Annotated in this window: 21 protein-coding genes, 5 pseudogenes and 1 riboswitch; of the genes and pseudogenes, 3 read left to right on the top strand and 23 right to left on the bottom strand. The window is 69.1% G+C overall.

Translation table 11 applies throughout. From position 1 onward, the window contains the following. Nucleotides 1-205: 205 nt before the first annotated feature. The 4 genes and pseudogenes from ACFY2Z_RS31165 to ACFY2Z_RS31150 form a co-directional block, all read right to left on the bottom strand. A pseudogene (locus ACFY2Z_RS31165) lies at nucleotides 206-427 on the bottom strand (transposase); the annotation flags it as partial. A 135-nt stretch (nucleotides 428-562) separates the two neighbouring features. Then, entirely contained in the window at nucleotides 563-814 is a 252-nt protein-coding gene (locus ACFY2Z_RS31160) for a hypothetical protein (RefSeq protein ID WP_390747396.1), read from the bottom strand. A gap of 3 nt (nucleotides 815-817) precedes the next feature. After that, the gene (locus tag ACFY2Z_RS31155) at nucleotides 818-1966 is read right to left on the bottom strand and encodes a WXG100 family type VII secretion target (RefSeq protein ID WP_390747395.1); all 1149 of its coding nucleotides are present in this window, start codon (nucleotides 1964-1966) and stop codon (nucleotides 818-820) included. Next, nucleotides 1963-2295, bottom strand: a complete 333-nt coding sequence (locus tag ACFY2Z_RS31150; RefSeq protein WP_390747394.1) for a WXG100 family type VII secretion target — start codon at nucleotides 2293-2295, stop codon at nucleotides 1963-1965. The genes ACFY2Z_RS31155 and ACFY2Z_RS31150 overlap by 4 nt, the downstream gene beginning before the upstream one ends. A gap of 294 nt (nucleotides 2296-2589) precedes the next feature. On the opposite strand from ACFY2Z_RS31150, the gene ACFY2Z_RS31145 reads away from it, so the two are divergent. Next, nucleotides 2590-3309 carry an SMI1/KNR4 family protein gene (locus ACFY2Z_RS31145; protein ID WP_390747393.1) on the top strand — a complete coding sequence of 240 codons (720 nt, stop codon included), beginning with the start codon at nucleotides 2590-2592 and terminating at the stop codon, nucleotides 3307-3309. A gap of 156 nt (nucleotides 3310-3465) precedes the next feature. Here the strand turns inward: ACFY2Z_RS31145 and ACFY2Z_RS31140 are convergent, their stop codons facing one another. The 3 genes from ACFY2Z_RS31140 to ACFY2Z_RS31130 all read right to left on the bottom strand — a co-directional run bounded on the left by ACFY2Z_RS31140 (nucleotide 3466) and on the right by ACFY2Z_RS31130 (nucleotide 4934). Then, nucleotides 3466-3735: a transposase gene (locus ACFY2Z_RS31140; protein WP_390747392.1), complete on the bottom strand. Its 270-nt coding sequence runs from the start codon at nucleotides 3733-3735 to the stop codon at nucleotides 3466-3468. A gap of 49 nt (nucleotides 3736-3784) precedes the next feature. Continuing rightward, nucleotides 3785-4279, bottom strand: coding sequence for a hypothetical protein (locus ACFY2Z_RS31135; protein ID WP_390747391.1), 495 nt, complete (start codon nucleotides 4277-4279; stop codon nucleotides 3785-3787). Nucleotides 4280-4607: 328 nt separating this feature from the next. Beyond that, entirely contained in the window at nucleotides 4608-4934 is a 327-nt protein-coding gene (locus ACFY2Z_RS31130; protein ID WP_390747390.1) for a hypothetical protein, read from the bottom strand. A 904-nt stretch (nucleotides 4935-5838) separates the two neighbouring features. Between ACFY2Z_RS31130 and ACFY2Z_RS31125 the strand changes: the two genes are divergently transcribed. Beyond that, the gene (locus tag ACFY2Z_RS31125; protein ID WP_390747389.1) at nucleotides 5839-6402 is read left to right on the top strand and encodes a DinB family protein; all 564 of its coding nucleotides are present in this window, start codon (nucleotides 5839-5841) and stop codon (nucleotides 6400-6402) included. Between the two features lie 73 nt (nucleotides 6403-6475). Here ACFY2Z_RS31125 and ACFY2Z_RS31120 read toward each other — a convergent pair whose 3' ends face one another. The 4 genes and pseudogenes from ACFY2Z_RS31120 to ACFY2Z_RS31105 form a co-directional block, all read right to left on the bottom strand. After that, nucleotides 6476-6922 carry a DUF3147 family protein gene (locus ACFY2Z_RS31120; RefSeq protein ID WP_390747388.1) on the bottom strand — a complete coding sequence of 149 codons (447 nt, stop codon included), beginning with the start codon at nucleotides 6920-6922 and terminating at the stop codon, nucleotides 6476-6478. Next, nucleotides 6919-7263 carry a DUF3147 family protein gene (locus ACFY2Z_RS31115; protein WP_390747387.1) on the bottom strand — a complete coding sequence of 115 codons (345 nt, stop codon included), beginning with the start codon at nucleotides 7261-7263 and terminating at the stop codon, nucleotides 6919-6921. Before ACFY2Z_RS31115 ends, ACFY2Z_RS31120 begins: the two co-directional genes overlap by 4 nt. Nucleotides 7264-7328: 65 nt before the next feature. Continuing rightward, nucleotides 7329-7446: pseudogene (gene gvpK, locus ACFY2Z_RS31110) on the bottom strand (gas vesicle protein GvpK); the annotation flags it as partial. 101 nt (nucleotides 7447-7547) lie between these two features. Next, on the bottom strand, nucleotides 7548-8735 hold the full coding sequence (locus tag ACFY2Z_RS31105) for a PP2C family protein-serine/threonine phosphatase (RefSeq protein WP_390747421.1): 1188 nt from the start codon (nucleotides 8733-8735) through the stop codon (nucleotides 7548-7550). 668 nt (nucleotides 8736-9403) lie between these two features. Here ACFY2Z_RS31105 and ACFY2Z_RS31100 point away from each other — a divergent pair. Further along, nucleotides 9404-10565: pseudogene (locus ACFY2Z_RS31100) on the top strand (PHP domain-containing protein); the annotation flags it as partial. A 369-nt stretch (nucleotides 10566-10934) separates the two neighbouring features. Here ACFY2Z_RS31100 and ACFY2Z_RS31095 read toward each other — a convergent pair. The 12 genes and pseudogenes from ACFY2Z_RS31095 to ACFY2Z_RS31040 all read right to left on the bottom strand — a co-directional run. After that, on the bottom strand, nucleotides 10935-12227 hold the full coding sequence (locus ACFY2Z_RS31095) for an NRAMP family divalent metal transporter (protein ID WP_390747386.1): 1293 nt from the start codon (nucleotides 12225-12227) through the stop codon (nucleotides 10935-10937). Beyond that, complete coding sequence (locus tag ACFY2Z_RS31090; protein ID WP_390747385.1) at nucleotides 12224-13570, bottom strand: magnesium transporter MgtE N-terminal domain-containing protein; 1347 nt, start codon at nucleotides 13568-13570, stop codon at nucleotides 12224-12226. Before ACFY2Z_RS31090 ends, ACFY2Z_RS31095 begins: the two co-directional genes overlap by 4 nt. Nucleotides 13571-13917: 347 nt before the next feature. Next, a riboswitch (M-box (ykoK) riboswitch) is annotated at nucleotides 13918-14089 on the bottom strand. Nucleotides 14090-14680: 591 nt separating this feature from the next. Further along, nucleotides 14681-15082 carry a phosphotransferase enzyme family protein gene (locus tag ACFY2Z_RS31085; RefSeq protein WP_390747420.1) on the bottom strand — a complete coding sequence of 134 codons (402 nt, stop codon included), beginning with the start codon at nucleotides 15080-15082 and terminating at the stop codon, nucleotides 14681-14683. Then, nucleotides 15052-15726, bottom strand: coding sequence for a phosphotransferase (locus ACFY2Z_RS31080; RefSeq protein WP_390747384.1), 675 nt, complete (start codon nucleotides 15724-15726; stop codon nucleotides 15052-15054). Before ACFY2Z_RS31080 ends, ACFY2Z_RS31085 begins: the two co-directional genes overlap by 31 nt. 194 nt (nucleotides 15727-15920) lie before the next feature. Further along, a complete protein-coding gene (locus ACFY2Z_RS31075) occupies nucleotides 15921-16196 on the bottom strand; it encodes a hypothetical protein (RefSeq protein ID WP_390747383.1) in 276 nt (91 codons plus the stop codon). 1253 nt (nucleotides 16197-17449) lie between these two features. Beyond that, on the bottom strand, nucleotides 17450-17731 hold the full coding sequence (locus ACFY2Z_RS31070) for a hypothetical protein (RefSeq protein WP_390747382.1): 282 nt from the start codon (nucleotides 17729-17731) through the stop codon (nucleotides 17450-17452). Between the two features lie 41 nt (nucleotides 17732-17772). Further along, on the bottom strand, nucleotides 17773-18147 hold the full coding sequence (locus tag ACFY2Z_RS31065; protein WP_390747381.1) for a VOC family protein: 375 nt from the start codon (nucleotides 18145-18147) through the stop codon (nucleotides 17773-17775). A gap of 333 nt (nucleotides 18148-18480) precedes the next feature. Then, nucleotides 18481-18891 (bottom strand): hypothetical protein, encoded by a 411-nt coding sequence (locus ACFY2Z_RS31060; RefSeq protein ID WP_390747380.1) that lies wholly within the window; start codon nucleotides 18889-18891, stop codon nucleotides 18481-18483. A gap of 865 nt (nucleotides 18892-19756) precedes the next feature. Then, nucleotides 19757-20665 (bottom strand): polysaccharide deacetylase family protein, encoded by a 909-nt coding sequence (locus ACFY2Z_RS31055; protein WP_390747379.1) that lies wholly within the window; start codon nucleotides 20663-20665, stop codon nucleotides 19757-19759. A 580-nt stretch (nucleotides 20666-21245) separates the two neighbouring features. After that, nucleotides 21246-21752 carry a hypothetical protein gene (locus ACFY2Z_RS31050; RefSeq protein WP_390747425.1) on the bottom strand — a complete coding sequence of 169 codons (507 nt, stop codon included), beginning with the start codon at nucleotides 21750-21752 and terminating at the stop codon, nucleotides 21246-21248. Nucleotides 21753-21808: 56 nt separating this feature from the next. After that, nucleotides 21809-22166, bottom strand: a pseudogene (locus tag ACFY2Z_RS31045) (restriction endonuclease); the annotation flags it as partial. Between the two features lie 76 nt (nucleotides 22167-22242). Further along, nucleotides 22243-22404 (bottom strand): annotated as a pseudogene (locus ACFY2Z_RS31040) (Scr1 family TA system antitoxin-like transcriptional regulator); the annotation flags it as partial. Nucleotides 22405-22627 lie beyond the last annotated feature (223 nt).

Genomic DNA, 22627 nt, shown 5'->3' with positions numbered 1-22627 from the left:
ACCGTCCTCCCGCTCAACTGTGACTGACACGCTCTCACTGACACGAAGCCGACACGTCGCAATCTGGACAGCCGCCGGGAGTCCGGCTCGTGGTTGCCGGTCACATCACTGGCACGCCGTCCCGGAGATATGACCTCGACCGCGCCCCCGTGCACGCCGGCTGACTACTGCTGGGCAGCATGCAGGCGGCGATGTGCCCCCTGTATCAGCGGCGGATGGCGACGACTTCGACCTCCGTGTTCATCGCGCGCAGCCGCCTGACTGCTTGGAGAACGTAGCGGGCCTGGACGGTGTGGCTCTTGCCCAAGGCCCGGGTGATGGGGCTGGTGCCGGCGTAGTTCTTGCGGGCCTTGGCGTTGGCGTAGCGGACGGGGTCGTCTCCGAATTCGGCGAGTACCCGGGCACCGGTGTGCTCACCTGCTGGCGGCTACGGCACCGAGTCTCTCCGACTTGGCAGCTCCCATTAGGGGCTGTCGCCAGCCCAGTCGAAGCGGCCTGGGTCGCCGGGGCACGGGTCGTACAGCGCGCGGCCGCCGGGACCGAACTGCCCGAGCTCACACGGTCAAAACAACCAGACGCCAAGTGCGGCGATGGCAAGGCCGATCGTGAGGATCACCGGCCCGACCGCGTGACCGGCCCAGGTCCTACGACCTTCGAGGCGCCCCATGCCGATGGACACGGCCCCACCGGCAATGACGATCGCGCACCCGGCGATCACGACGAGCGCCGCGAAGAAGGGGCCCCAACCTGGGTCGTAGTTCGGGTTGTTGTGTGCGACCCCAGCCAGGATCACGTCCCCGAGCTCACCGCGCACGGATCACTCACCCGCTTTCTCGACGCCCTGGGCCAGGTTCTGGAAATCCGACTCGATACCGGAGCCCGCCGCGTAGACCGCCGTGTTGAGGCCGGTGCTGACGGAGTCCTTGTACGCGGCGTCGGCGAGCTTGCCCCTGTCGCTGAGGTTTTCGCCGCCGAAGCTGCCGTCTTCCTCCATGTGATGGAAGTGGGCGTCGGCGGCGGCGTTTCCGACCGCTCCGGTCACAGCGTTCGTCGCCACGTCCCACCCGATGGTCGCGCCGTCCTGGTGGTTCCACAGGTCAGCCGTGAGGCCCCCGCTGATGTTGCCCAGCGAGCCGTTGACCGCGCTGCCGACCCGGCCCTCGCCGCCGAGGACCTTGCCGACCGCGCCCGTCAGGTGGGCGCCCTCGGCCAGCGCCGCGCCGCCTGTCGTGAATGCGGCCGTGCCCAGTGCTTCCTCGCCAGCGGTGGAGAAGTCCTGGCCCACCGTGATCGGCTGCCCATTGAGCGCCTGGTTGAGCATCATGCTGCCCGAGTCCGCCACGAAGTTCGTGGCGAAGCTCTCAGCGCCCTTGGTGAGGAACTTCGCACTGAACTCAGCCACCTTGGAAAGGACCCTGGCCAGCGCCGCCGCCTCTTCCTCGGTGAGCGTGCCGAACCGCTCCAGCAGGTCCGCCACCTTCTCAGCCGCCGACGTGAACAGCTTCACCAGGTCGACGATCCTGCTGATCCGTGCGGCCACGGCCGTGTTCGCGACGAGATCGGAGAGGAAGCCGGTGAAGAAGGACAGCGCCGCGCCGGCCACCTCCATCTCGGCGATCTCGACGCAGATGTCGATGATCTCCTCGTTGATCTGGTCGATCTCGTCGGCGTACGCCCGCAGCCCGCCGGCCACCTGGTGGAAGTTGCGCGCGACGTCGCCGATGACCTGCCTCTGTTCCTGCCAGTGCTCCTCGAAGGCGTCGCGGGCGTCCCCGTGCCAACCCTGCTTGTCGACCCCCGCGATCGCCACATCGAGAGTGTGGACGACCTCGGTCAACTCGGTGCCCATGGTGTCCCAGGCACGGGCGATCGCCCGGAGGCTCCCGCCGTCACCACCAGGAAGCTCCACCCCGCACGCCTCAAGGATCTCCAGGACCTTGCCGTCGATCCAACTGTTGACGCTCACGCCGGACCACCTGCCGGCCCGGTCGCGGCGTGGAGGAGACCGACGGCAGCCTGGTCGGAAGCCTTGTAGTTGGCGGCGTTGACGCGCAGCCGGTCGCCGTCGCTGCCGAGCACCCCGGGGAGGTGCCCGAGCGCCTTGACGGTACTGGACAGCAACTGCTGGTACTTCTCCGCCGCGCCGTCGCAGGCACCGAGCAGGCCGAAGGCCTCCCCGATCCCGGACGCGGTCGCCGCGAAGGCGTCGATCGGCCCGGCCAGGCTCTTCGCTTCCCTGTCGAACTTCCCAGCAAGGTCAGTCAGCGTGTCGGGGTCGACACCGAACTGGCTCATCCCGCTCCCCCGTCGTCGAGTACATGGACACACCAGCAGTACTGGAGGCAGTGATCCGCCGGGAAGGGCCGTTTGCAGGTTCAAGACGCGATGATGTCGCGCGCTTTGCAGAAGATCCACCATCTCGAAGTTCCTACCGAAGCTGAACTGGTGATGTCGGGCACCCGGGGCTGCCGGCAGAACGACGGCGGTCTGTAATCGTCGAGGGGCATGGCCGCAGGGGCCCGCGCCGGCCGGGCCGCCGCAGAGGTGCTGTGCGATGGAGTGTCGGGGGCTGCGGTTAGGGTCTGCGCCATGACGCAGATGTTCGATGTTCGACGAGGCCTGGAGCATGCACGCGCAGACCGCGAGGCCGCCTGGCGGTTCATACGAGACTTCGCGCACGCATGGGTAGAGCCGCTTGCCGACAGCGACGGCTTCACCGAGGAGGACCTCGCAGCTGCAGAGGAACGTCTCGGCGTAAGCCTGCCGACCGCTCTCGGCGAGATGTACCGGCTGCTCGGACGGCGCCAGGATCTGACGAGCAACCACGATCGGCTGCTGCACCCGAGCCAGCTCTACATCGACGCCCACGGGCGGACGCTCGTCTTCCGGGAGGAGAACCAGGGAGCCTGTTCCTGGGGTGTACTGCTCAACGATCTCGACCAGGCTGATCCAGGGGTTCATGTGCTGTCGGACTTGGCCGACCGGCACGCCCAACGGTGGGAACCGTGGATGGACCGCCTGTCGTGGATGGCCATCGAGATGGTGCTGGCGGAGTCCCTGCACGCACCGCAACACCTGAGCGACTTCCTGTACGAGCCCGACCCCGAATACACGCGGATCCTCGAAGAGAGCTGCGAGCCGCTGCCGTTTCCGACCTATCCGGCCAGGGGTTTCGAGGGCACCCGCTGGTTCCTCGGCGCAGATGTGTTGCTGCGGGATGAAGAGGGCTGCGTGCCTGTAAGGGCACGGACCGAGGAAGCACTGGAAGCAGTCCGAGCCTTGCTCCCGGGGGACTGGCTCAACGGATAGTCGTTGAACGAGGCCTGCGGTCCGGCACTCACGTTTCGAAGGCGAGCCCGGTGCCCGCGAGGCAACCGTCGATCACCTCGGGGCGGTACTGCAGCATCTTGAGCTTGCGCTGCACCGCCCGGATGATCTGCCCCAGGTCGGCCGCGGCAAGGTTGCCTATGTCCCGCTTGACCAGCGACCAGACACCTTCCTGCGGGTATCCGGGGCGTAGGTGGGCAGCTGGAACACCGTGAGCCACTCGGCGTTCGAGTCGATGAAGGCTTTCATGCCAGCGGTCAGATGGAGGCGGACGTTGTCCCAGACAAGCACGATCGGGCCGCCGAGCTGGATGCGGGCTCTGACGATGAGGTCGCGGAAGTCGCGCCAGCCGAAGCCCTTCGGCTTAGCAGTAGAGTCCGCGCAGATCGCATCTATGACGATCTTCATTCGGTGATCGCCCCTCGGAGGGCTGGCCTGCTGCCCTCGCCGTCAGCCGTCAGCGCGCGTCGTGGGGCTCGGTGTCCTCCGCGGTGTCGATTGAGGGCTCGGGGGCCAGTCGGCCGGCCACCACTACGCCGTACATCACGTGGTCGAGTGCGATCACCATTCGCCACAGCACCTCCCGGTGCTTGACCCGCTCGATGCCGAGCATGGGACCGATGCCCATTTCGAAACCAAGCCAGATGGCAACGCCATAGGCAGCGCCGGCGCCCGGGAAGCGGCGGACCCGCTCGGGCAGCAAACCGAAGACCATGCCGCCGCCGGCACCGTACGCCCAATGGAACAGTTCGGTGACAGCTTGCCGATGGTGCTCCTCCAGGCGGCCGAAGGCAGCGGGCGCGTGCTTCTCCACGATCGCCTCCGGCGGAGTCTGCTCCTCGGGAGCGAAGCCGGACGTCACCGTACGGATGCCGCTCATCGCCATGGCTGCCACAAGCCCCCGTGCCCCCGCCCGGCTGATCGACGGCCAGTTCAGCATGCGTCCGGACACGTCGTCCTCCTTCTCACCCTGGCGAGGGTGGCGTCCGGCTCGGTCGGCCTCACGTCGCTGGCCGCTACCGTGAGGCAGAGCCGACCTGAGGAATCCTGCTCCCTTCCGCGAGCCACTCCTTCAGCCTGCCCCGGTACAGGCCCCTCCGCGAGCTGCCAGGCCCCCTCGTGCCGTACCCGCATCGTGACCCTCTGCAACCGACCGCAACAAGTGGACCAGAACCCGTCAGATTCCCCACGTACGGCCTAGTTGCGGCGTCACTCGGCGTATGCGCCAAACGTTCCGCCTTGTGGCCGGCACGCATCTGATCGCCTGATGGAAGACGGGGCTATCTATCCTCGCCCTTAACCTCCAGCGCTCCTCGCGCCAGGCCGATGCACGTGACGTAGGCTTCCCGGAAGTCCCGGTAGCCAGCGCTGTACTCGTCCCGCCGCTCGGGACTGTCGTCACCCATGAGCGCCTTGAGCAGCGGCTGTAGGCGCCGCGCCATACCCCGCACGTCATCCGCCGCGGCGGAGACCTCGGCAGGACCGTCGAGCCGGACCTCGTGCATGGCCCTGTTCATGTCCCCGATGGCTGGGCCGATGCGCTCGTACATCTGCTTGAGGATCCGGTCCTTGCTCCCACGGTCGCGCGCCGCGTCGACGTCATCCATCTGCCATGTGACCGCGGAGAACGCGTGCGCAGCTCATCATCTCCCGATAGGCGGAGGCCGCCGGTCCCGCTGCTCACGAAGGGCCGCATCGCCGGCCCAAGGGACAGCCCGTGCTCGTAGCGGGCTAGGAATGCGCGCTCGGCTTCGGAGAGGCGGCGGGGGCGACCGGTGTCCAGGTTGCGCGACGATTGCGGTCGTCGCCTCTGCGTACAGGTGATCGGCGTCGCGAATCTCATAGGCGAGGTCGAACGTGGCGGTCGCGTTCTTGGCGACCCAGACGGGCACATCGAGGGTTCGTCGCGGTAGTGCAGGGGGCTCGGTATTCGACGGCAGAGCGGGATACGGCGAACGCGTTCTGCCGGCGCCCCTCTTCATCGGCGGGAGCACTTCCCGGATCGTCCGGGTACGTGCTTCCTCCATGTACCGGAGAAATACTGCGCTCCGGTACGGCCTTTCTCGTCGAGGATCTCCGCCAGCACACGGTCCTGCCCGTCCTGCGCCGCGTGGACGCGCGCCGGGCCATCAGGGCCTGCCCGACCAGCACACCCGCCTGCCCAGGGCACCGGGGGTCCGCAAGCAACTCTGAGTCTTCGCCATCTTCGAACATGCAGGTCGGAGGCTCTGGCGTGGCGCTCGCTCGGGATACTCATGCTGATCTCGGGTGGGAGTCTGCGATCTTGATTATCCGTCATGTCATCGGTCGAGGCTGTCACATTTGGGTCATTGAACCCAACCGAGCCAAGCCGGGTTGTTAAGGTCAAACAGCCGCTCGCGGCGGCGCGGCTCGAAAGGGCACATCAGCCCCCAGCGTCATCTCCCGGTGCGGTACGCTCTCGCGGCCCACGGCCGGTGACGGCGTCCGTGAGGGGCGCAGCCAGGTCTCCGTTGTATGTAGTGTGCGGAAATGACAAGAAGCGAGCGGCTCGCGGAGCAACTGGACTGGTACTGGCGGAAGAACCTGCGGCCGCGGCTGGACGGTCTTACCGATGAGGAGTACTTCTGGGAGCCGGTGCGCGGCTGCTGGAGCATCCGCCCACGTGGCACGTCGGCCGCACCGATGTCGGAAGGTTCGGGGGAATGGACGATGGACTTCACGTCCCCTGCCCCGGTGCCGGCGCCGGTGACCACGATTGCCTGGCGGCTGGCGCACATCATCGTCTCGTGCCTGGGCTATCGGGTCGGATGGTACTTCGGCGGCCAGGACGTCGACTCCGAGACATTCGCCTACGCGGGGACCGCTGACGAGGCGCTGAAACAGCTCGATGAGATGTATGGGAGATGGAACGCGGGGGTCCGCGAGCTCTCGGACGCTGACCTGGAGAATCCGCCCACGGTGGGTCCCGAGCGGTTTCCCATGGAGAACAGGGTCCTGCACGTCAACAGGGAGCTGATCCATCACGGCGCCGAGATTTCCCTGCTGCGCGACCTCTACCGCTGGCAGGACGGAGCCGTACCGCGCCGAATATGACTTTCCGGTAACCGGCGATCGAGCTTCGGAAGCGCGCCCCCTCGACCCAGGCGGCACACCGCGCCCGCGCCCATCAGCCGGGCCGTTCGTCGCCTCCCCGGCCCGCCGCTCGGGCGAGCGCATAGGCGGCCGAAGACACCACGGCCCAGGCGGCCGTCGCGGCCACGAGCCCCGGCCACGCCGAGTGGTGGCGCACGAGAACCGTGACGACGACGGCGAACGCCAGGAGGCCCAAGGTGCCCAGAGCAGCCCCGCGGGCATCGTCGCGGGCGCGCCGCAGGCCCTCCTCCTCGGCGACGAGGGTCACACTGGCCAGCAGGATGGCCGGGAAGGCGAGGAAGACGCCGCCGACGAACGGTCCCAGCAGCGCTGACACGACGGCCGCGAGGAGGAAGACGCCCGCACCGAAGCCGAAGCGGAGAAGCATGTCCTTGCGCGGCGTGCGGGCGGCCGCCCGCCACTCGACCCGCACCCGGTCGGTGTCCTCCTCGCCGTTCCCGGGGCCTGCCGCCCCCCTCACGGCGCGACCGCGAAGGCGATGACGGCTGCAGCCGCGCACCACACGAGGAGTGCCGCCGCAGACCCGCGCAGGGACCCGAACCGGGCGAGAGCCGGGACGTCGACGAGGCAGTAGGCGGTGAAGGCCGCTGCCCCGGCGATCATGCCCCGTGCCGCGGTCGCCGCGTCCGCGTTGCCCTTGAACACCACCGTCAGGATCAGCCCGCCCAGCGCCACCGAGGGGGCCGCGGCGAAGATCCCGGCCAGCCGCTTGGGCCGGATGGTCTCCGCCAGCAGCGCGAAACCCACCACGAACAGGCCGCCGATGAGCGCCTTCAGGACGAACTCAAGGAGGTTCTGCATCCCCACAGCCTCAGCACGAAGCGACCTCCAGACAACGACCCACGCCGGGATCCGGGCACCGGCCGTCACGGCGGCAGCAGGGTCCCCAACGGTCCAAGGTCCGCCTTGACGTCGGCCAGGGTCAGGCCGTAGCTGCTCGCACAGTTCGGCCATGCGGTCGTGCAGCAGCATCAGGGTCAGGCCGGTGAGGCTGAAGGGTTTGACGAGGTAGTCGTCGGCTCCGCCTGTCCAGGCCGGCCGACGCCCCTACTGGTAGGCGCCGCTGGGCTGTGGTCCGCGCCTGCTCATTGGCTGGTTGTGGTGCGGTGGGGGGACCCGCCACCATAGGGGATCCTCCCGTGGCGACGGCTCGGATGCGGAACTGTCGGGCGGCGGATCGCGATCAGGGCGGCGTCGTCGTCGAGGCGTCCGCCGGCATGGGCGAGAAGATCGCGCCGGATGTGATGCAGAAGCGTCTCGGGGCTGACGTCGCTCCACTGGGCTGCCCGTTGCGTGAACGGGTAGAACCCGCCAGCAGGGTCGCGGGCTTCGATGACGCCGTCGGTATACAGCAGGAGGATGTCCCCGGGCTCGAAGGAGAACACATCGAGGGTGTAGTCCTCCGGCCCAGAGCAGCCGACCCCCAGCGGGGGCGCGGGGTGCACGAGAACGGTGATCGCTTCGCCCGGTCTGAGCAGCAGTGGCGGAGGGTGGCCGCAGCTGGTCAGCCGGGTGATGGGGTCCTCGTCGGGGATCTCCAGCAGCAAGGTGGTGGCGAAACGTTCCCCGGCCTCGTCCTCCGGTTCGAAGTCGTTCAGGTAACGAGCGACGCTCCGTTCCAGCCCAGCGGCCAGCGCCGACAGCGTGGTGTGCTGGTGGGCGGCCTCGCGAAAGGCGCCGAGCAGCAGGGCGGCCTCACCGATGGCGGGCAGGCCCTTGCCCCGCACGTCACCGATCATCACGCGGGTCCCGTGCTCGGTGCGGGTGGCCGCGTACAGATCGCCGCCGATCTGGGCCTCGTCCTCGGCCGCCAGATACAGGCAGGCGATCTGCAGCGGCCCGATCCGGTCCGGCAGCGGCCACAGCAGGACATGCTGCGCGGCCTCGGACACCGACCGCACCTGGGCCAATTGCCGACTTCGCCGCTCGCGCACCGCACTCAAGAACACGACCAAAACCGACAGCACCGCGATGGTGACCAACTGCACCATGTGGTTCGTTGTGGTAAGCCCGCCGTGAAACACGCCAATGACCGCCTGGGCCGCCAACGCCAGAACTCCGATGAAGCCGGTCAGCCGGGGACCGGCGCACGCGGCAGTGATCGCGGGCGCGATGACCAGCGCCGGTCCCAGATGGACATCTGCGGGAGCGCGGATGTCCACCACAGTGATCACCAGGATGAGCACAACGGGGATCGCCAGCAGCGCATGGCTGGACTGCCATGGCTGCCCCAGACCGCCACAGGGCTGGGCTGCCACGTCTCCACCCTGCACCCCCTCGGGGGCAGCGGCGAGCCCGGACATCAAGACGGCATCCCCCACCAAATACCTCAGCCTCGCCAAGTCAAGCGCTCACTCGCCAGGTGAAGCACCAAGTCACAGGTGGTCCGGGGCTCGCGGCTGCCCGGGGCGCCCACAGGTCGAAGCCGAGGTGCTCGGTGTGAAGCGCACCCCTGCACACTGCCGACGCGGCGGCTCGTCGTAGATCGTTACCAGGGCCGCACGCATGCTCTGGGGCGTGGTGCCGGGCAGGACTGCCGCAGGACCTTGAACCCTCCGCCTACTTGGACGCGCCGTCTTCTACGTCGTGCCGTCGGCGCGCCGCTGGCACCACGGAAAGTAATCATCCTCGCAGCCGACGGGTCCCGGATTGCTCACAGCCAGCCGACACAGCCACCGCTCACAAAGCGCGCATTCCGGCGTTCCCGCAGGCCGCAGCGCTAATGATCAATAGGAACCTACAGCCGGAGTTGTACGGGCGACTCCAGACGTCCCCATGCCGGCCCGCCGCGGCGGCCATGACGGGCAGGCACAAGAACGGATCTGGCGCTCCTCGGGGCGACACGTGGATGGCGCCATTCGACGTTTTCGAACATATTTTTGGTTATGGTGGAACCCTGGTGGGACACGGTCAGGGGAGGGACACAAACGAGAGGCAGGAGGTGCGCAGCGGTGGATTTAGTCATCTGCACGTCGCCTCCGGTTACTCCGCCCGCTACGGCGCTTCCCTCCCCGATGCCCTCGTGCAGCGTGCTGCAGAGCGTGGGATGACGACGCTCGCGCTGACCGACCGGGACACCGTCGCGGGCACGGTCCGCTTCGCCAAGGCCGCCGGCATCCGCCCCGTCTTCGGCGTCGACGTCGCCGTCGCCCCCGTCCGCCCGCCTGACCTGGCTGCCGGTCGGCCGCGTACACCCGTACGCGGTGGCGCCCACGTGATGGAGCCGCCGCTGCGGATCACCCTGCTCGCGCAGACCCCGGCCGGGTGGGCGCGGCTGTACCGCCTCGTGTCCGCCGCGCACGCCGAGAGGAACGGAGGGCTGCCGGGTCGTGTCCTGGCCGGTCCTCCGCGAGTTCGCCGACACCGACCTGGAGATCCTGCTCGGTCCCGCCTCCGAACCGGTCCGGGCCCTGTCCGCCGGCCGTCCTGACGTCTCCGAGCATCTGCTCGCGCCATGCCGGGAGCTCGCGGGAGAGCGGCTACGGCTGGAGGCCGTGGATCTGGGCGGGCAGCACCGGTGCGGGTTCGCTGCGGCTGGCCGCGCGCACAACGGGCCTGGCCGACGAGCTCGGGTGCCCGTGGTGGTGTCGAACGCGGTCCGCTACGCCGACCCCGACCAGCACCGGTTGGCCGATGTACTCGATGCGGCGCGGCTGCTGCGGCCGATCGACCGCCGGGCACCTGGACGGCGGCGAACGCTGGCTGAAGGGCCCGGCCGCCATGACGGCGGCCGCCGAGCGGATCGCCCAGGCCATCGGCGACGACCCCGCCCGGGCCGTACGCCTGCTGGCCGAGACCGACTCCACCGGCCAGTCCTGCACCCTCACCCCGGCCGATCTCGGGCTGGGACAGACACACTTCCCCGAGCCGTCCGTCGTGGGCGCCGCCGGCGAGCCGGGGGCGGCGATGCGGCTGCTGCGGCAGCGGTGTGAGACCGGGATGGTCGCCCGCGGCCTGGACCGGGACGAGCGTGCCGTCCGACAGCTCGACTACAAGCTGCAGTGCATCGGCCGCCTCTCGCACGAGGGGTACTACCTGGCCGTGGCCAGGTGGTCGCGGACACCAGGGCGCTCGGGATCCGGGTCGCCGCGCGCGGCTCCGGAGTGAAGCCGGGCCGAACCAAGCGGCAGCGGCGGCCGCGCGATAGCAGGTCGACGGGCAGCCGCCCGCAAGTCGGCGAGCCGTCGCAGGCATTCCAGGAAGCGGTCACATTCGCGTTCTCGGACTGTGACGCAACCTGGGAGCGGCTCGCGGAAGAACCCCAAGAGCGCGTCTACGAGCTGGTGAGCCGACTGGCGCCGTGCGCGTGCGGGCGGATCGAGATGGACGACCAAGACGTGAGCCGGGCCGCTCTCACAGCCTTGTGCTCGACTGGGACCGGCTCAACATCGAGCAGCTCCCGCACACAAGTGTTCGGCCCGCCCTGAGGGCCTGTGTCGGCCGGTGGGCCTTCTTCTCGGGTGGGGACGGGGTCAGCCGAGGCCGAACCAACCGAGGATGGTCTGGACGAGCAGGATGGTGGACATGCCCGCGACGCCGACGACCACGATGGTGGCGCCGATCCGATAGCGGGGACCGTTGGCCGCCGCGCCGAGCACCGAGCGGCGGTTGGTCAGGACCAGAAGGTAGACCAGCACGATGGGGCTGATCAGGCCTTGCAGGACCTGGGTGCCGATCAGGAGCTGGATGACGTTCACCGGGGTCATCGCCACCGCGGCGCCGAGCACGATCTGGGCGGTGAACAGGCCCAGGAAGAGCGGTGCGTCACGGAAGCTGCGGGAGACGGAGCGTTCCACGCCGGCAGCCTCGCCGACCGCGTAACTGGCCGACAGCGGTACGACTGCGCCGGCCAGGGCGCTGGCGCCGATCAGACCCACGGCGAAGAGGAGTTCGGCGTTCTGGCCGGCGACCGGTTTGAGGGCTTCGGCGGCCTGGGCGGCGGAGTCCAGCGGACCGCTGCCGCCGATCGCTGCGGCGGTGGCGATGATGATCGTCAGGCTGATGATGCAGGCGAACAGCGCCCCGAGCACGGCGTCCAGCTTGATCAGCCGGTAATCCTCGGGCTTCGCGCCGCGGTCCACGACACCTGCGGCGGCGTAGAATTGCATGTAAGGACTGACGGTCGTGCCGATCAGGGCGACCGCGAGCAGGATGAAGTCCTTGTTGGGCTCCATGTGCGGGATCACCAGGTGCTTGCCGACATCGCCCCAGTGCGGGTGGCCGAGGATCATCGCGATCGGGTAGGCGAAGAACGCCAGCGACATGATGAGGAAGATGCGTTCGGCCCACCGGTAGGAGCCGAACAGCACCAGTGCCCACAGTAGGATCGCGGCCGGCGGGATCACCGCCCACTTGGGCACACCGAGCAGTTCGAAGGCGGCGCCGATGCCCGCGAACTCGCTGACAACCAACCCGGTGTTGGCCAGTAGCAGGCAGAACACCGCCAGGCCGGTCAGGCGCAGGCTGAACTGCTCACGGATCAGCGCCCCCAGGCCCTTGCCGGTGTGGGCGCCGAGGCGTACGGCCATCTCCTGGACCATGACCAGGGCGATGGTGACCAGCACCATGAAGAACAGGGTGCCGTAGGTGAATTGGGAGCCGGCTGAGGCGTAGGTGGCGATGCCGGCGGCGTCGTTGCCGGCGTTCGCGGCGACCAGGCCCGGACCGGCGATCGCGGCGACCACGGCGAGACGGCCCAGGCCCCGCCGTCGCGTCGTGGGAGCGGAAGCGGATGCGGCCGTTGTGCTGTCCAGGTCGCGGGTCACCGCAGGAACCTCCGGAAGTGCAGGCGCCCGCGCTCGGGCAACAGGTAGTCGAGCAGGTCGTCGGCGAGGATCCGGCCGAGTGGGCGGTCGGTGCCGTCGACCACCAGAAGCGAGGTGGCGCGGGAGTCGACCAGCTGGTCGGCGGCCTCGCCGAGGGTGGTGTCGGGGCGGACGGTGGCTGGAGGGCCGAACTGGGATCGCCAGGTCACCAGGTCGGCCATCGGGGTGGTGTCCTCGGCGACAGCCAGGTCGAACAGGGGGAGGTCGCACAGCAGCCGGCCGTTGTCGTCCACCACGGCGATCGCGTCGATCTCGGTGCGATGCTCGGCCTGTTCGGCCAGCTGCGCCCGTACCTTGGCGACGGTCCCGTCCGGGCGGGAGGTGATCAGCAGGGTGGTCATGGCGCCGCCTGCGGTGCCCTCGCGGTGGGTCAGCAGCCGCCGCAACTCTGCGGCCTCGCCGCTCGGCATGCGGGACAGCAGGGCCTCGCGCTCCTCACGGGTGAGGTCGCGCAAGGCGTCGGTGGCCTCGTCCGGCTCCATCTCGTCCACCAGAAGGGCGGCGTGCTCCGGCTTCGCCTCGCGCAGCAGGTTCTCCAGTTCGGCCGGTTCCATCTCCTCCAGCGCGTCGGCGGCCTGCTCCGGCTCCAGCCAGCCCAGCAGCTGCTCGCGTTCGTCGCGGCCGAGGTCTTCGAGAAGGTCGGCGAGGTCGGCCGGGCGCAGCCGCTGCAGGGCGGCCCGGGAGGCGCGCAGCCGCACCTCCGGCGGTCCTTCGGTGGCCTGCTCCGCGAACGGGGCCACCGCTTGCCAGTCCAGCACCCGCTCCGGGGTCGGCCGGGCCTGCCAGCGGCGCGGGCCGAGCCGGCGCAGCAGGGTCGGCAGGGAGACATCCACGCCGACCAGCACGATCTGACCGACCAGCGGCGCCAGGTACAGGTCGGCGGCCCGGGTGACCTGGACGCCGTCCACGTCGACGAGCTGGTGGTCGAGGATGTCCTTGCCCAGCAGTACCTCGCCGGGGCGGCGGGAGAAGTCGCGCAGGTCGACGCGGGCGGTGCGCAGCTGTACGTGACCCGCCTGCACCTTGCCGATGGCGTCCGCGGCCAGGAACGTCTGTCGGCGGCCGATGCGCAGGATCAGCCCGGTGACCGGCGGGTACGGCTCCGAGCCGTACAGCCGGGCGACCACGTCGACGACGCGGCCGACCTCCTCGCTCGCCTGGTTGGTGGCCGAGCCGCCGATCAGCCCGGCCAGCGAGACCAGGGAGGTACGCACGGCGTTGGTGGCGGTGGCACGGCGTTCGAGGTGGACCCGGCGGTCGCGGAACCGAGCCGTGCTGGACATGAGCAGAGTGTGGACAGCCAAGATGAACACCCCCTTGCCCCGCCATGACGGGGCAGCGGGCGGCCCTCGGCAGCGCTCCTCCTCCCCAGACCGGCCGGTGGCAGGCACGCCAGGGCATACGCCGACACACGGCCTGTCGAAACCGGTGAGCAGGACGGACCACCGGCTGCGGGCCGGATGAGTCAGTGAGGAACGAGCTACCGCGGGCCGCGGAAGAACGGCGCGGACAACACGAAGAGGGGCCGACTATGGCCCGGACTACTGTCCATGTCGCCTCCTCCCGGTCACGGCCGCGCACAGGGCGTCGCGGTCTTGCGGCAAGGGGAAGCCGGGCGCGTTCGGCCCCGGCCACACCCCAACTCGTCAGAGCTTTGGCACTCCACGGCGTGATCCCCGTAAGGGAAGCCACTTGGGGTCACCCCTTAGGCCGGGGAGACCTGTCCTGAACCTGGGCGTCTCTCGACGTCGTGGGGTCAGTGGCCTGTGTCCATGAAGACGCCTCACCGAACGAGGTGTCTGTTCAAACCTCATAAAGACTACGCCCACCCCCGCCCGGCTCCCTAATCCATGACCAGCCCTTGACCGAGGGCCGCCGAAGGCGGGCCGCCACCGGAGCTGTCCGCCAAGGTCACCTGTCGCCAGGAGAGACCGGTGGGACATGGAGTCGATACGCCGCTGGCGATCACAGCCGGTCACCAGTGGGCTGGGTTCCGCCGGGAACCGACGACGGCCGAATACGAGAGCCCGCCAGCACCAAGGGCGAGCGTGCCGCGCGAGAGGGCTTTACCCAGCTGTCCGGCGCGATCTCGCACTCCCGCCCGGCCATTCGGGGGGACTGGAGCTTGTCAACGCCCTGAGGATTGTCCTGCGCCTCAGCATGGGAGTCCTGGCGGCCCGACACCGGTCGGCTCGCGCTGGCGATCACCTCTGACGCCGGCCTCGTCCGGTGCGATATCTGGTCCGGCGATCTCCGTTTGACCAGCAAGTGACTCGTCAGGTAGACGTCAACGAGCCGCCGGGATGAGGCCGCTAGCCTGGCCTGGCGTTCTACTCGACCCCGGCCTTCGGTCTCACTGAACGCCGCTGATCCGGATGTTCCCCGATGGCGGATCAGTAGCCGAGATTGCCCGGGTAGGGGTGTCCCTCCAGGTATGCCTGCATGTTGGCGACGATGTCGGCGATCCGGCGTGGTGCCCAGGAGGCGACGTCGGCGTTGACGGGGGCTGCTTGGGTGACGAAGTTCAGGATGAAGGCGTCGCGCAGGAGCAGGTAGGGCTCCAGGAGTCGGGTCCAGTCGGCGGGCAGGGGGCGTACCTGGGTGTAGCCGTCCAGGTAGGCGCGGGCGAACGCCACGTAGCCTCCTGGTTCGGTGTCCGCGATGCGGTGGACGGACGAGAGGACGGTGGCGATGTCGAGCAGGTAGTGGCCTGTGCCGCAGTCGTCGAAGTCGATGAGCCCGACTCCGCCGGCGGGCAGGGCGATCATGTTCTCGCGGTGCAGGTCGCCGTGGATACGGCCTCGGTCCGGGCCGCCCTCCAGCAGGGCTGGGGTGATGAGGTCGGCGACTTTGCGCAGTGCGGCGGTGCCGGCGGGCCGAGCTGTTCATGGGAGTCCGGGTGCGTGAGGGCATGGCCGCTGAGGAGGATTGTCTCCGCGTCCCAGACCGGCCGGTCGAACTCGTGCAGGTGGACGGTGGCCGCGTGCTCGTGCAGATGGGCGGTCGCGATGCCCATCTGCTGTGCGACCCCGGGCTCGCGGTAGGGGGGTTCTGCCGTGCCGGGGAGCCAGCGCAGCAGGGCGAGGGTGGCGGGTTCGTCGTGACCGGGGACCCCGATGGGGACCACGTAGTGGCCGCTGGTGGTGGTGACGGGCTCCGGGACGGCGACCGTCCGCGATGCGGCCAGGCTCTCCAGCCATCGCATCTCGCTGCGCTGCTGGGGGGCGGGGCGTCCGTCGCGGACGGATAGACGGGCGACGAAGGAGTTCGTGCGGTCCGGCGGGGTGATGCGCCAGACCGCGTTGTCCTCGTACTGCTGGACCTCCGCTGTCGCGGCCGCGCCGTCGAGTCCGTACGACTCGGTCAGCGCGGCCCGCATCAGTCCGTCGAGCAAAGCGAGTTGCTCGGTGTGGGAGAGGTCGCGGGAGAACGTTGGCACAGGGGGCACAGGCTTCCTCGGTGGTTGGTGCGGGCGGAGGGTTCAATTCCGGCGGCGGGCGGGGCTGGTCGTACAGCGGAGCGGCTGCGCCCCGGTGATCAGACATGGTCGATGGCACCGGCGAGGGGTCCTGAGGAGCTCGCAGCTCGACCTGGAGATCGTCACGGGACGGTCGCGGCGCCATTACGACGCTATCAGGAGGATGCGGTCATTCCGGCCGGTTCATCGGGCCCCGACTCAGCAGTTCCCGGATGAGCTGGAGGCGTCGGCGGGAGGAGGAACTGCCGCCGGTACTGCTCGTCGCGGACGGTGTCGATGTCGGTGGCGGGGTGAGCCAGCGGGGTGGGAAGTGCGCTGGTGGGGAGTGCGGCTTCGCTGTCGTCGGCGTTGGTGGTGTGGGTGGCGTCGGGGCGGAAGCCGAGGTTGGTGACGAGGTTGACGACGGGGACGATCGCTTTCCCGCCGCGCACCAGGCAGGCCAGGAACCATTGGTGGTTCCAGTTCTCCCGGTGCGCTCCCCGGTGGATGGCGTCCCAGCGCCTCTCCCAGAAGGAGCGTTCGACGGGGTCGGGGAAGTGGGGGTGGTGGCCGTGCTGTGCCTTCCAGGCGGGCCAGCCGCTGATGGCGGGGTCGTTGTGCTTCCAGGCGCGGGCCTAGGTGGCCCAGCCCCAGACACGGTTGTAGCGGAAGAAGTGGTAGGAGGCGGCGGTGGCGCCACCCCGGTGAGCAGACTCGCGAGATTGTCGACAGCACCCATGGCACGGTGCATCCGCGGGTCGTCGGTGACCGGTGACATCGCATTGCGCTGGGCCATGACGTCGGCCAGAGCCGCCATGTAGACAGACCACACCCCTGGCTGCATCCCCACCCAGGGCTCCGAGCGGTCGCGCTCAACGGCCAGACCGGCCTCGATAAATCTCCTGCGTAACGAGTCGCTGATCTTGGGCTCTTCGCGGCCGCAGTACACCCAGAGCAGTTCGGGGTCTGCCAAGGGTGGTTGCTGGCTGGCCGGCGGCCGGTTCGCGGTGCGCCGTGCGCCCCAACCGAGGACGCGAGTGGCTGCATGGAGTCGATGCAACTCGTCACTCCATGGGAGGAGGTTCGGCCGAACGGCGGCGAGGACCTCGTCGATGATCCCGGAGAAGGCGTCTTCCACGGCAGCCAAGTCCCTCCGGCTCGGCATCACGTCCAACAGCAGATCAGATTCCGCCCGGATCTGGCGCACCAGGTCGCCTCGCGGTCCTCAACCGCCGAGGGCCGAACCCTCACGATGCTGTCCCATGCCAGCAGCGCAAGCCTGAGCCACTCATCGTCCTGGAAATGCATCCAGGGGTAGTACAGGGCGATCGACGGCACTATCCCTCCGACTGTTCCGCGGCCGACGTCCAACTCACCACGCCAGTCTGACAGCAGTCGGACCGGGCCCTGCGTCGGCTACGGACAGACGGGTCCTCGCTGTGGAAGCGCCCATGGCCGTCCCCGTCCCAACGAGGAGACCGGACGGCAGATCGCCTGGGCCCAGAACCACCGCTATGCCAGCCTGACCTTGGCCACGCGCCGCGGTGACCGGAACCGTGTGGCCAAGCACCACCAGCCGGTGTAGCGCCGTGAGCAGCAGTCTTGTTTCCGAAGTCCCGTCCGCCCGTGATCGCAATCGCGAGCGTTTTTGCTGTTCAACCAAGGGCCGCAGCGAGACTGCCAGTCTCAGGGGTAACCGACGCGACTACCCGGTCGCGGCCGTCGCCGCGTGCACCCGCGACAGCCTCGCCGCCTCGCCACCGCGGAAAGCCGCCACCTCGCGGCAGCGCTGGCCGATGCTTGCCGCCTCATCGAGACGCCTCTTGAACTCCTGGTAGTCCTCCTCCGGTTCGCCGTCCACTTCGTACGCCCACTCATCGACCCGGGCGTCGCGAAGGGCGTTCCTCCAAAAGGGCCTTGACTCCGACAATGATCGGAGTCGCGGACGGTCGAACGGGTACTCAACAGCCCAGTTGGTGTGTGCCATGCGGTGACACCCTCTCGGTGCCAGCAATGGGCCCGATGGACTCAGTGGAGGCAGAGGCAGAACGGATGGCCGGCCGGGTCCGCGTAGACCCGCCAATTCGCCCCCGGGCGAAGCTGCTCCGTCCGCTCCAGCACAGTCGCGCCGAGGGTGAGCGCCCGCTTCTCCTCCCCGTCAAGGTCGTCCACGTCGAAGTCCAGGTGGAGCTGCTGCGGACGCTGCTGACCGGGCCACTCGGGCGGCCGGTAGCCCTCCACCCGCTGGCAGGCCAGCGGCGTCCCCTCGAACCCATGCACCTCGACCCAGTCGGGATCCTCCGGGTCCACGACCACCCGGCCGCCGAGCAGCTCCGCGTAGAACTCCGCAAGCCGTACCGGATCGGCGCAGTCCAGCGCGACCGCCTGCAACCTTCGAATCACTTCCGACACCCCTCACTCTTCGGCCGCTTCCACGACACCCCGGTATGAAAGGGGTCGTACCCGCCGCCGCGACGGGCATGCGCGGCGATCCCCCGGACCGCCGCCCGGCTTCACTCAGAAGGGAAGCAGCAGCGGGATCCGCCATCGGCTACGCGAACGCCGCCCGTGGCCTTGTTCACGCTGTGGCCTTCTGAAACGAGCCATCTGCGAGGTGCGGATCCCGCCATCGGTGTGGGGAATCCCTGCCTAGCCTTCGTCCGCGAATTCCATCACTCCGGCAACCGCATTTCATCGGATCTTCGGGAGGCTCAGAGGAGGACCAAGGTGACGGCATCACCCTGGGCCGGCGTCAGAATCGGCCCTCACCCACGGCAGCTCATCGAATTGCGCGATGATCCGGCGCCAGCCACCGCTTCGCGCACCGCCGGTGGGAGCCGCATCGTCCAACCAGATCTCCGTGCCCGGCGGAAGATCCTCCGGTCCGCGCTCGGTGCCGATGACGAGGGTGAACTCGGGGTCATCAGGACTGCTGCGGCAGTAGTACGTGTCTCTGTCGCGCCAGGCCTCCAGAGCGAAGTCCGCAAGGATCGCCCGCCCGTGGCGGCCCTCGGGAAAGAGCAGAAGCAGAGTGTCGCCTCGCACGGGCACATCAGTGTCAGCGACACGGGCGGCCAACGCCTTGATAGGGACGGCGGGCTCGACCTGGAGACCGAAGCCGGTGCGGTGCGAGCCGGTCACGGTCACGATGCGGTACGGCACACCGTATCTTCCCACCCTCCTGGGCCTCCCATAAACCGGGCGCCGGCGGCGGTCGGTGGGCGGAACATCCTTCGCGCATTCCGTCACCCGGGAAACGTCATTTCATCGGTACCTCTGCTTGGGGCAGGGGCGCTGGCCGCGGCATCGGCTACTGCTTCCTGGCGAAGTTGCCGGTCTCGGCTTCGGCGAGGATGCTCCAGCCTGCGCACGAGGACATCTTGCGCGTCCATCTGCCGACCCGGCGCATTACCCGCATGAGGCGCTGACCGGGGGTCCGCACAGCCCTGCTGCCGTGAATGGCCGCGCTGCACCGCGGATTGCCGAGGCGCATACGGCCACCGGTCGCTCCCTGGAGAGCCTGACATCCACCTTCAAGGCCGCCTGCGACTGGCTTTCGGCGCCTCATCGACGCAAAGGGGTAAGGGTTTCCGGTCATGTCCCTTGCAGTGCACTGGACGACCACGGCTACACCGACTTGACCTCCGCCATAGGCCCCAGCGCCCGGGCCTGATCGTCGCGGTCGCCGACTTCGACGACAACACGGTGTGCCACCGGGCGGTGGCCATCGGCGCTGAGGCAGTCCTTCGGGCAGGACAAGACCTCAGCTGGCTGCACCTGCGGCTGCACGCCGCAACCGACTGCCGGTACGCCCATGAGGAGGCGCTCCTGACCGGCGGCCCCGCGGACCCTCCCCCTCCTGCCAGCAGTAGGGGCGAAGAGAGCGTCGGTTGCCCGGCGTCGCCTGGCTATGAGGGGCAGACTGGCCGCTCGGCTGCGGGCGGGTGCCTCCTGACCCGGACCGCAGCGCCGGCACGGTCGTACGCGGGCGGCGGTGCGGAGGGTCCTTGCGTCATACAACGGGGAATCCGTAGCTGTAACCCTGGGCGTCGAGCTGATCCAGGAGGCGGGCGAGCGCCTGCACCGTCTGCGAGCGGTCGCCGCCGCCATCGTGCATCAGGATGACCGCGCCGGGGCGTAGGTTCTGGTCGACGTTGCGCAGGATGCCGTCTACCCCCAGGCGCCGCCAGTCGTTGGCGTCGTCGGACCAGCCGAGCGGCCTCAGATCGTGCTGGGCGGCGATGGCGCGGATCCACGGGGTGAAGTCACCGCCGGGTGCGCGGTAGTACCAGAGCTTGGTACCGGCCCCGGCGGCGTCGGCTATGCCCCGCTGGGCGTCGCCTATCTCGTGCGTGTTGTAGTCGACGGACATCCGGTCCTGCTGCTCGTTGTGGTGCACCGAGTGGTCGCACAGCCGGTCGCCGGCGGCTTTGATCGCCTTGGTCAGGTACGGGAACCGCTGGGCTTGGGGGCCGATCTCGCAGAAGGTGGCCTTCGCGTGATGCTGCGCGAGGAGCGCCAGTATCTGCGGTGTCCAGCGCGGGTCCGGGCCGTCGTCGAAGGTCAGCGCCACGGTCTTGCCGCCGCCCGCCGCGCCGCGCGAGATCGACGGGTCGGCGAGCGGCCCGCCGCCGGGCGCCTTGCCGCTGACGGAGCTACCCGGGGAGGCGGCTGCACCGGGTGCGGTGGTGGAGTTGGAGTTGGGCGGGGACAGCGGCGCACTGTGGGAGGGGGTGAACGGCACCCCCCGGGACGGGGTCGGGTTGTCCGACGCCGAACCCGGCGCGGTCGGCGACTGGGCGGACGCCGACGGGGACGCGGCTGTGGGCGCCGCCTGGGCCGGCGTACTCGTACTGGTGCGGGGTCCGCATGCCGTGAGGAAGGCTCCGGCGAGTGTCGCCACGAGCGCGGCGGCTGTCATCACTTTGGCCCTGGCCGATGCCACAGTTCTCCCTCCGACGGCACCGCGGCCCGGCGCCTGGATTGGTGATGGTCGCGATGGGACGCGCAGAGGGACGAGTGAGGGGAACCGGCGGCCGGTGCGGGCCGCGGTGGCCGTCGTCTGCCCGCGGGGGGTGCGGCCGGTGCTCGCTCGGGGCCCTGTCGCACACTGCACCGCGCTCTGTCACGGCGCGGGCCTCCTCGCCCGCTCACGGACGATGGTCCCCGTGGCGGGACCGACACTTACATCCGCTTTGCGCCTGATGTCCGTCCACCGTAGAGGAACATCCCCGAAGACCCCAGAGCCCCCGCGAAATCCCCGGTGTGACAAATGTCCCATATGCGAAATATCTCGCACCGGTCCGCAGGCCGGTGCGCGCACAACAATCAGGCCCGGCCACCGCCCTGTGCGAAGCGTTGTCACGCGTGCCCAACCCAGGCTTGATGGTGGGACGCGACGTGCAGCCCCTCGCGCAGGCGGCCGCGCAGGACACCAACGCGTGTCCTGCCCTCCACGACCTGCAGCCCGCTGTCTGATGAGTCCAGGAGGCGTCGGACGATCAGGATCGGCGGCGCAGCCACGTCCCGTGCTCTTCCCAGTGCCGACCCACCTCGGGACGGCGAACCTCGACCCAGTACACCGGCTTCTCGGCGTAGCTCTCGATACAGCCGGCATCGGACGCTCCGGTCGGCATCCCGATGAAGTCCGTGGCCGGGATCGTCTCGAGCTGCCACTTGACCTCGAGCAGGTCGATGCTGTCGTAGTCGGACACGAAAGCGCCGTTGTCCCCGTGATCGAAGAGAAACTGCTCAAGGACGTCGTCGGGCCAGTGCAGGGATGCCAGTGCAGGGTCGGCGCGGAAGCGGTCATAGCCGAGGCCGCCGTCTTCACGGCGTGCCATCAGCGGGCTGAGGTCGCTCAACTTCATGCCGCCGGGTGTACCGCAGGTTCTCGACAGGGTTCCCCAGCTCTGGTTCAACCGGTTTCGAGAGACGTGACGTTGAGGTGGTGGGGTCGTCGGATCGGCACTCCGGTGCGACGCCATGGGCCCGAGCAGCAGCGGCATCGCACTGAAGTGTGTAGGCCCTGGGGCGTGGACCGATCCCCCTTCTGCGGCCATGGGGCGGCCGGGAGGGGTTCTGTGAGGCGGTCCAGCCGTTCGTACAGAGCCCGCACGAGCCGGGCGCGGTTCTGGACGCAGCGGACGGTGCCCTCTATCGGTGTGGACAGTCGGCCGGCGGCTTCGCGCAGGACGACTTCGGCGAGGGCGCCGCGGCCGTCGTTCTTCGGCAGGGCGGCGACCGCTCGGGCGCGGCCGGTCAGATGGAGGGCGATCTGCTCGTAGTCGCGGGGTGTGAGGTGGGGGGTTCTTCCACGCGAGGCCGGCGGTGACGAGCGATTCGTACGGTGCGCGGCCCAGACGGAGTTCGGCTTCGATCAAGCCGTGGGGGGCGTAGAGCACGGTGTGGGTGTCGCTCACCGATGCCTCGCCGCATCAGTGTTCTGATCGCCGGCACGGTCGTCCGGGGAGGCCTGGGCAAGGAAGCGGGCGTAGCGAGGGAGACGGAGGCGAGCGGCATCACGGCCAGGAGGTGGCGCAGCTGCCCGCGCATGGCGTCGGGGTCGGCGGTGCGGTAGCGCAGGACGGATTCCTCCATGAGGACGACGGGCCGAGAAGCCGGTGCACGCGTGCTTCCGATACGCAGGCCCGAGGGCAGACCGTGAACTGATGTCACTACCCGGTCCACACTGGCGACCGAGACGGCACAATGCCGTGCTGATTACGGCGGAATGGGAGCGCTGGATGCAGTCTGCGGCGGAGAAGATGCGCATCGCCCAGACCAGCGCGTGGATCATCACCGGCACCTGAGTCGGCGCCGCCACCCAACGGGTCGACCCGGTCAATCGAACGCGCCCCCACCAGGCCCGGCGATGACCACG

The organism is Streptomyces sp. NPDC001222 (assembly GCF_042896945.1).
GTDB lineage: Bacteria > Actinomycetota > Actinomycetes > Streptomycetales > Streptomycetaceae > Streptomyces > Streptomyces gibsoniae.
This window is presented reverse-complemented; position numbering and strand designations above follow the sequence as displayed.

What these genes read in the sequence shown, in the direction of transcription:
- ACFY2Z_RS31150 (WP_390747394.1), bottom strand. Translation starts at nt 2,295, where the DNA reads ATGAGCCAGTTCGGTGTCGACCCCGACACGCTGACTGACCTTGCTGGG.
- ACFY2Z_RS31145 (WP_390747393.1), top strand. Translation starts at nt 2,590, where the DNA reads ATGACGCAGATGTTCGATGTTCGACGAGGCCTGGAGCATGCACGCGCA.
- ACFY2Z_RS31140 (WP_390747392.1), bottom strand. Translation starts at nt 3,735, where the DNA reads ATGAAGATCGTCATAGATGCGATCTGCGCGGACTCTACTGCTAAGCCG.
- ACFY2Z_RS31130 (WP_390747390.1), bottom strand. Translation starts at nt 4,934, where the DNA reads ATGGATGACGTCGACGCGGCGCGCGACCGTGGGAGCAAGGACCGGATC.
- ACFY2Z_RS31125 (WP_390747389.1), top strand. Translation starts at nt 5,839, where the DNA reads ATGACAAGAAGCGAGCGGCTCGCGGAGCAACTGGACTGGTACTGGCGG.
- ACFY2Z_RS31115 (WP_390747387.1), bottom strand. Translation starts at nt 7,263, where the DNA reads ATGCAGAACCTCCTTGAGTTCGTCCTGAAGGCGCTCATCGGCGGCCTG.
- ACFY2Z_RS31090 (WP_390747385.1), bottom strand. Translation starts at nt 13,570, where the DNA reads ATGTCCAGCACGGCTCGGTTCCGCGACCGCCGGGTCCACCTCGAACGC.
- ACFY2Z_RS31070 (WP_390747382.1), bottom strand. Translation starts at nt 17,731, where the DNA reads ATGGCACACACCAACTGGGCTGTTGAGTACCCGTTCGACCGTCCGCGA.
- ACFY2Z_RS31055 (WP_390747379.1), bottom strand. Translation starts at nt 20,665, where the DNA reads ATGACAGCCGCCGCGCTCGTGGCGACACTCGCCGGAGCCTTCCTCACG.
- ACFY2Z_RS31050 (WP_390747425.1), bottom strand. Translation starts at nt 21,752, where the DNA reads ATGCCGCTGCTGCTCGGGCCCATGGCGTCGCACCGGAGTGCCGATCCG.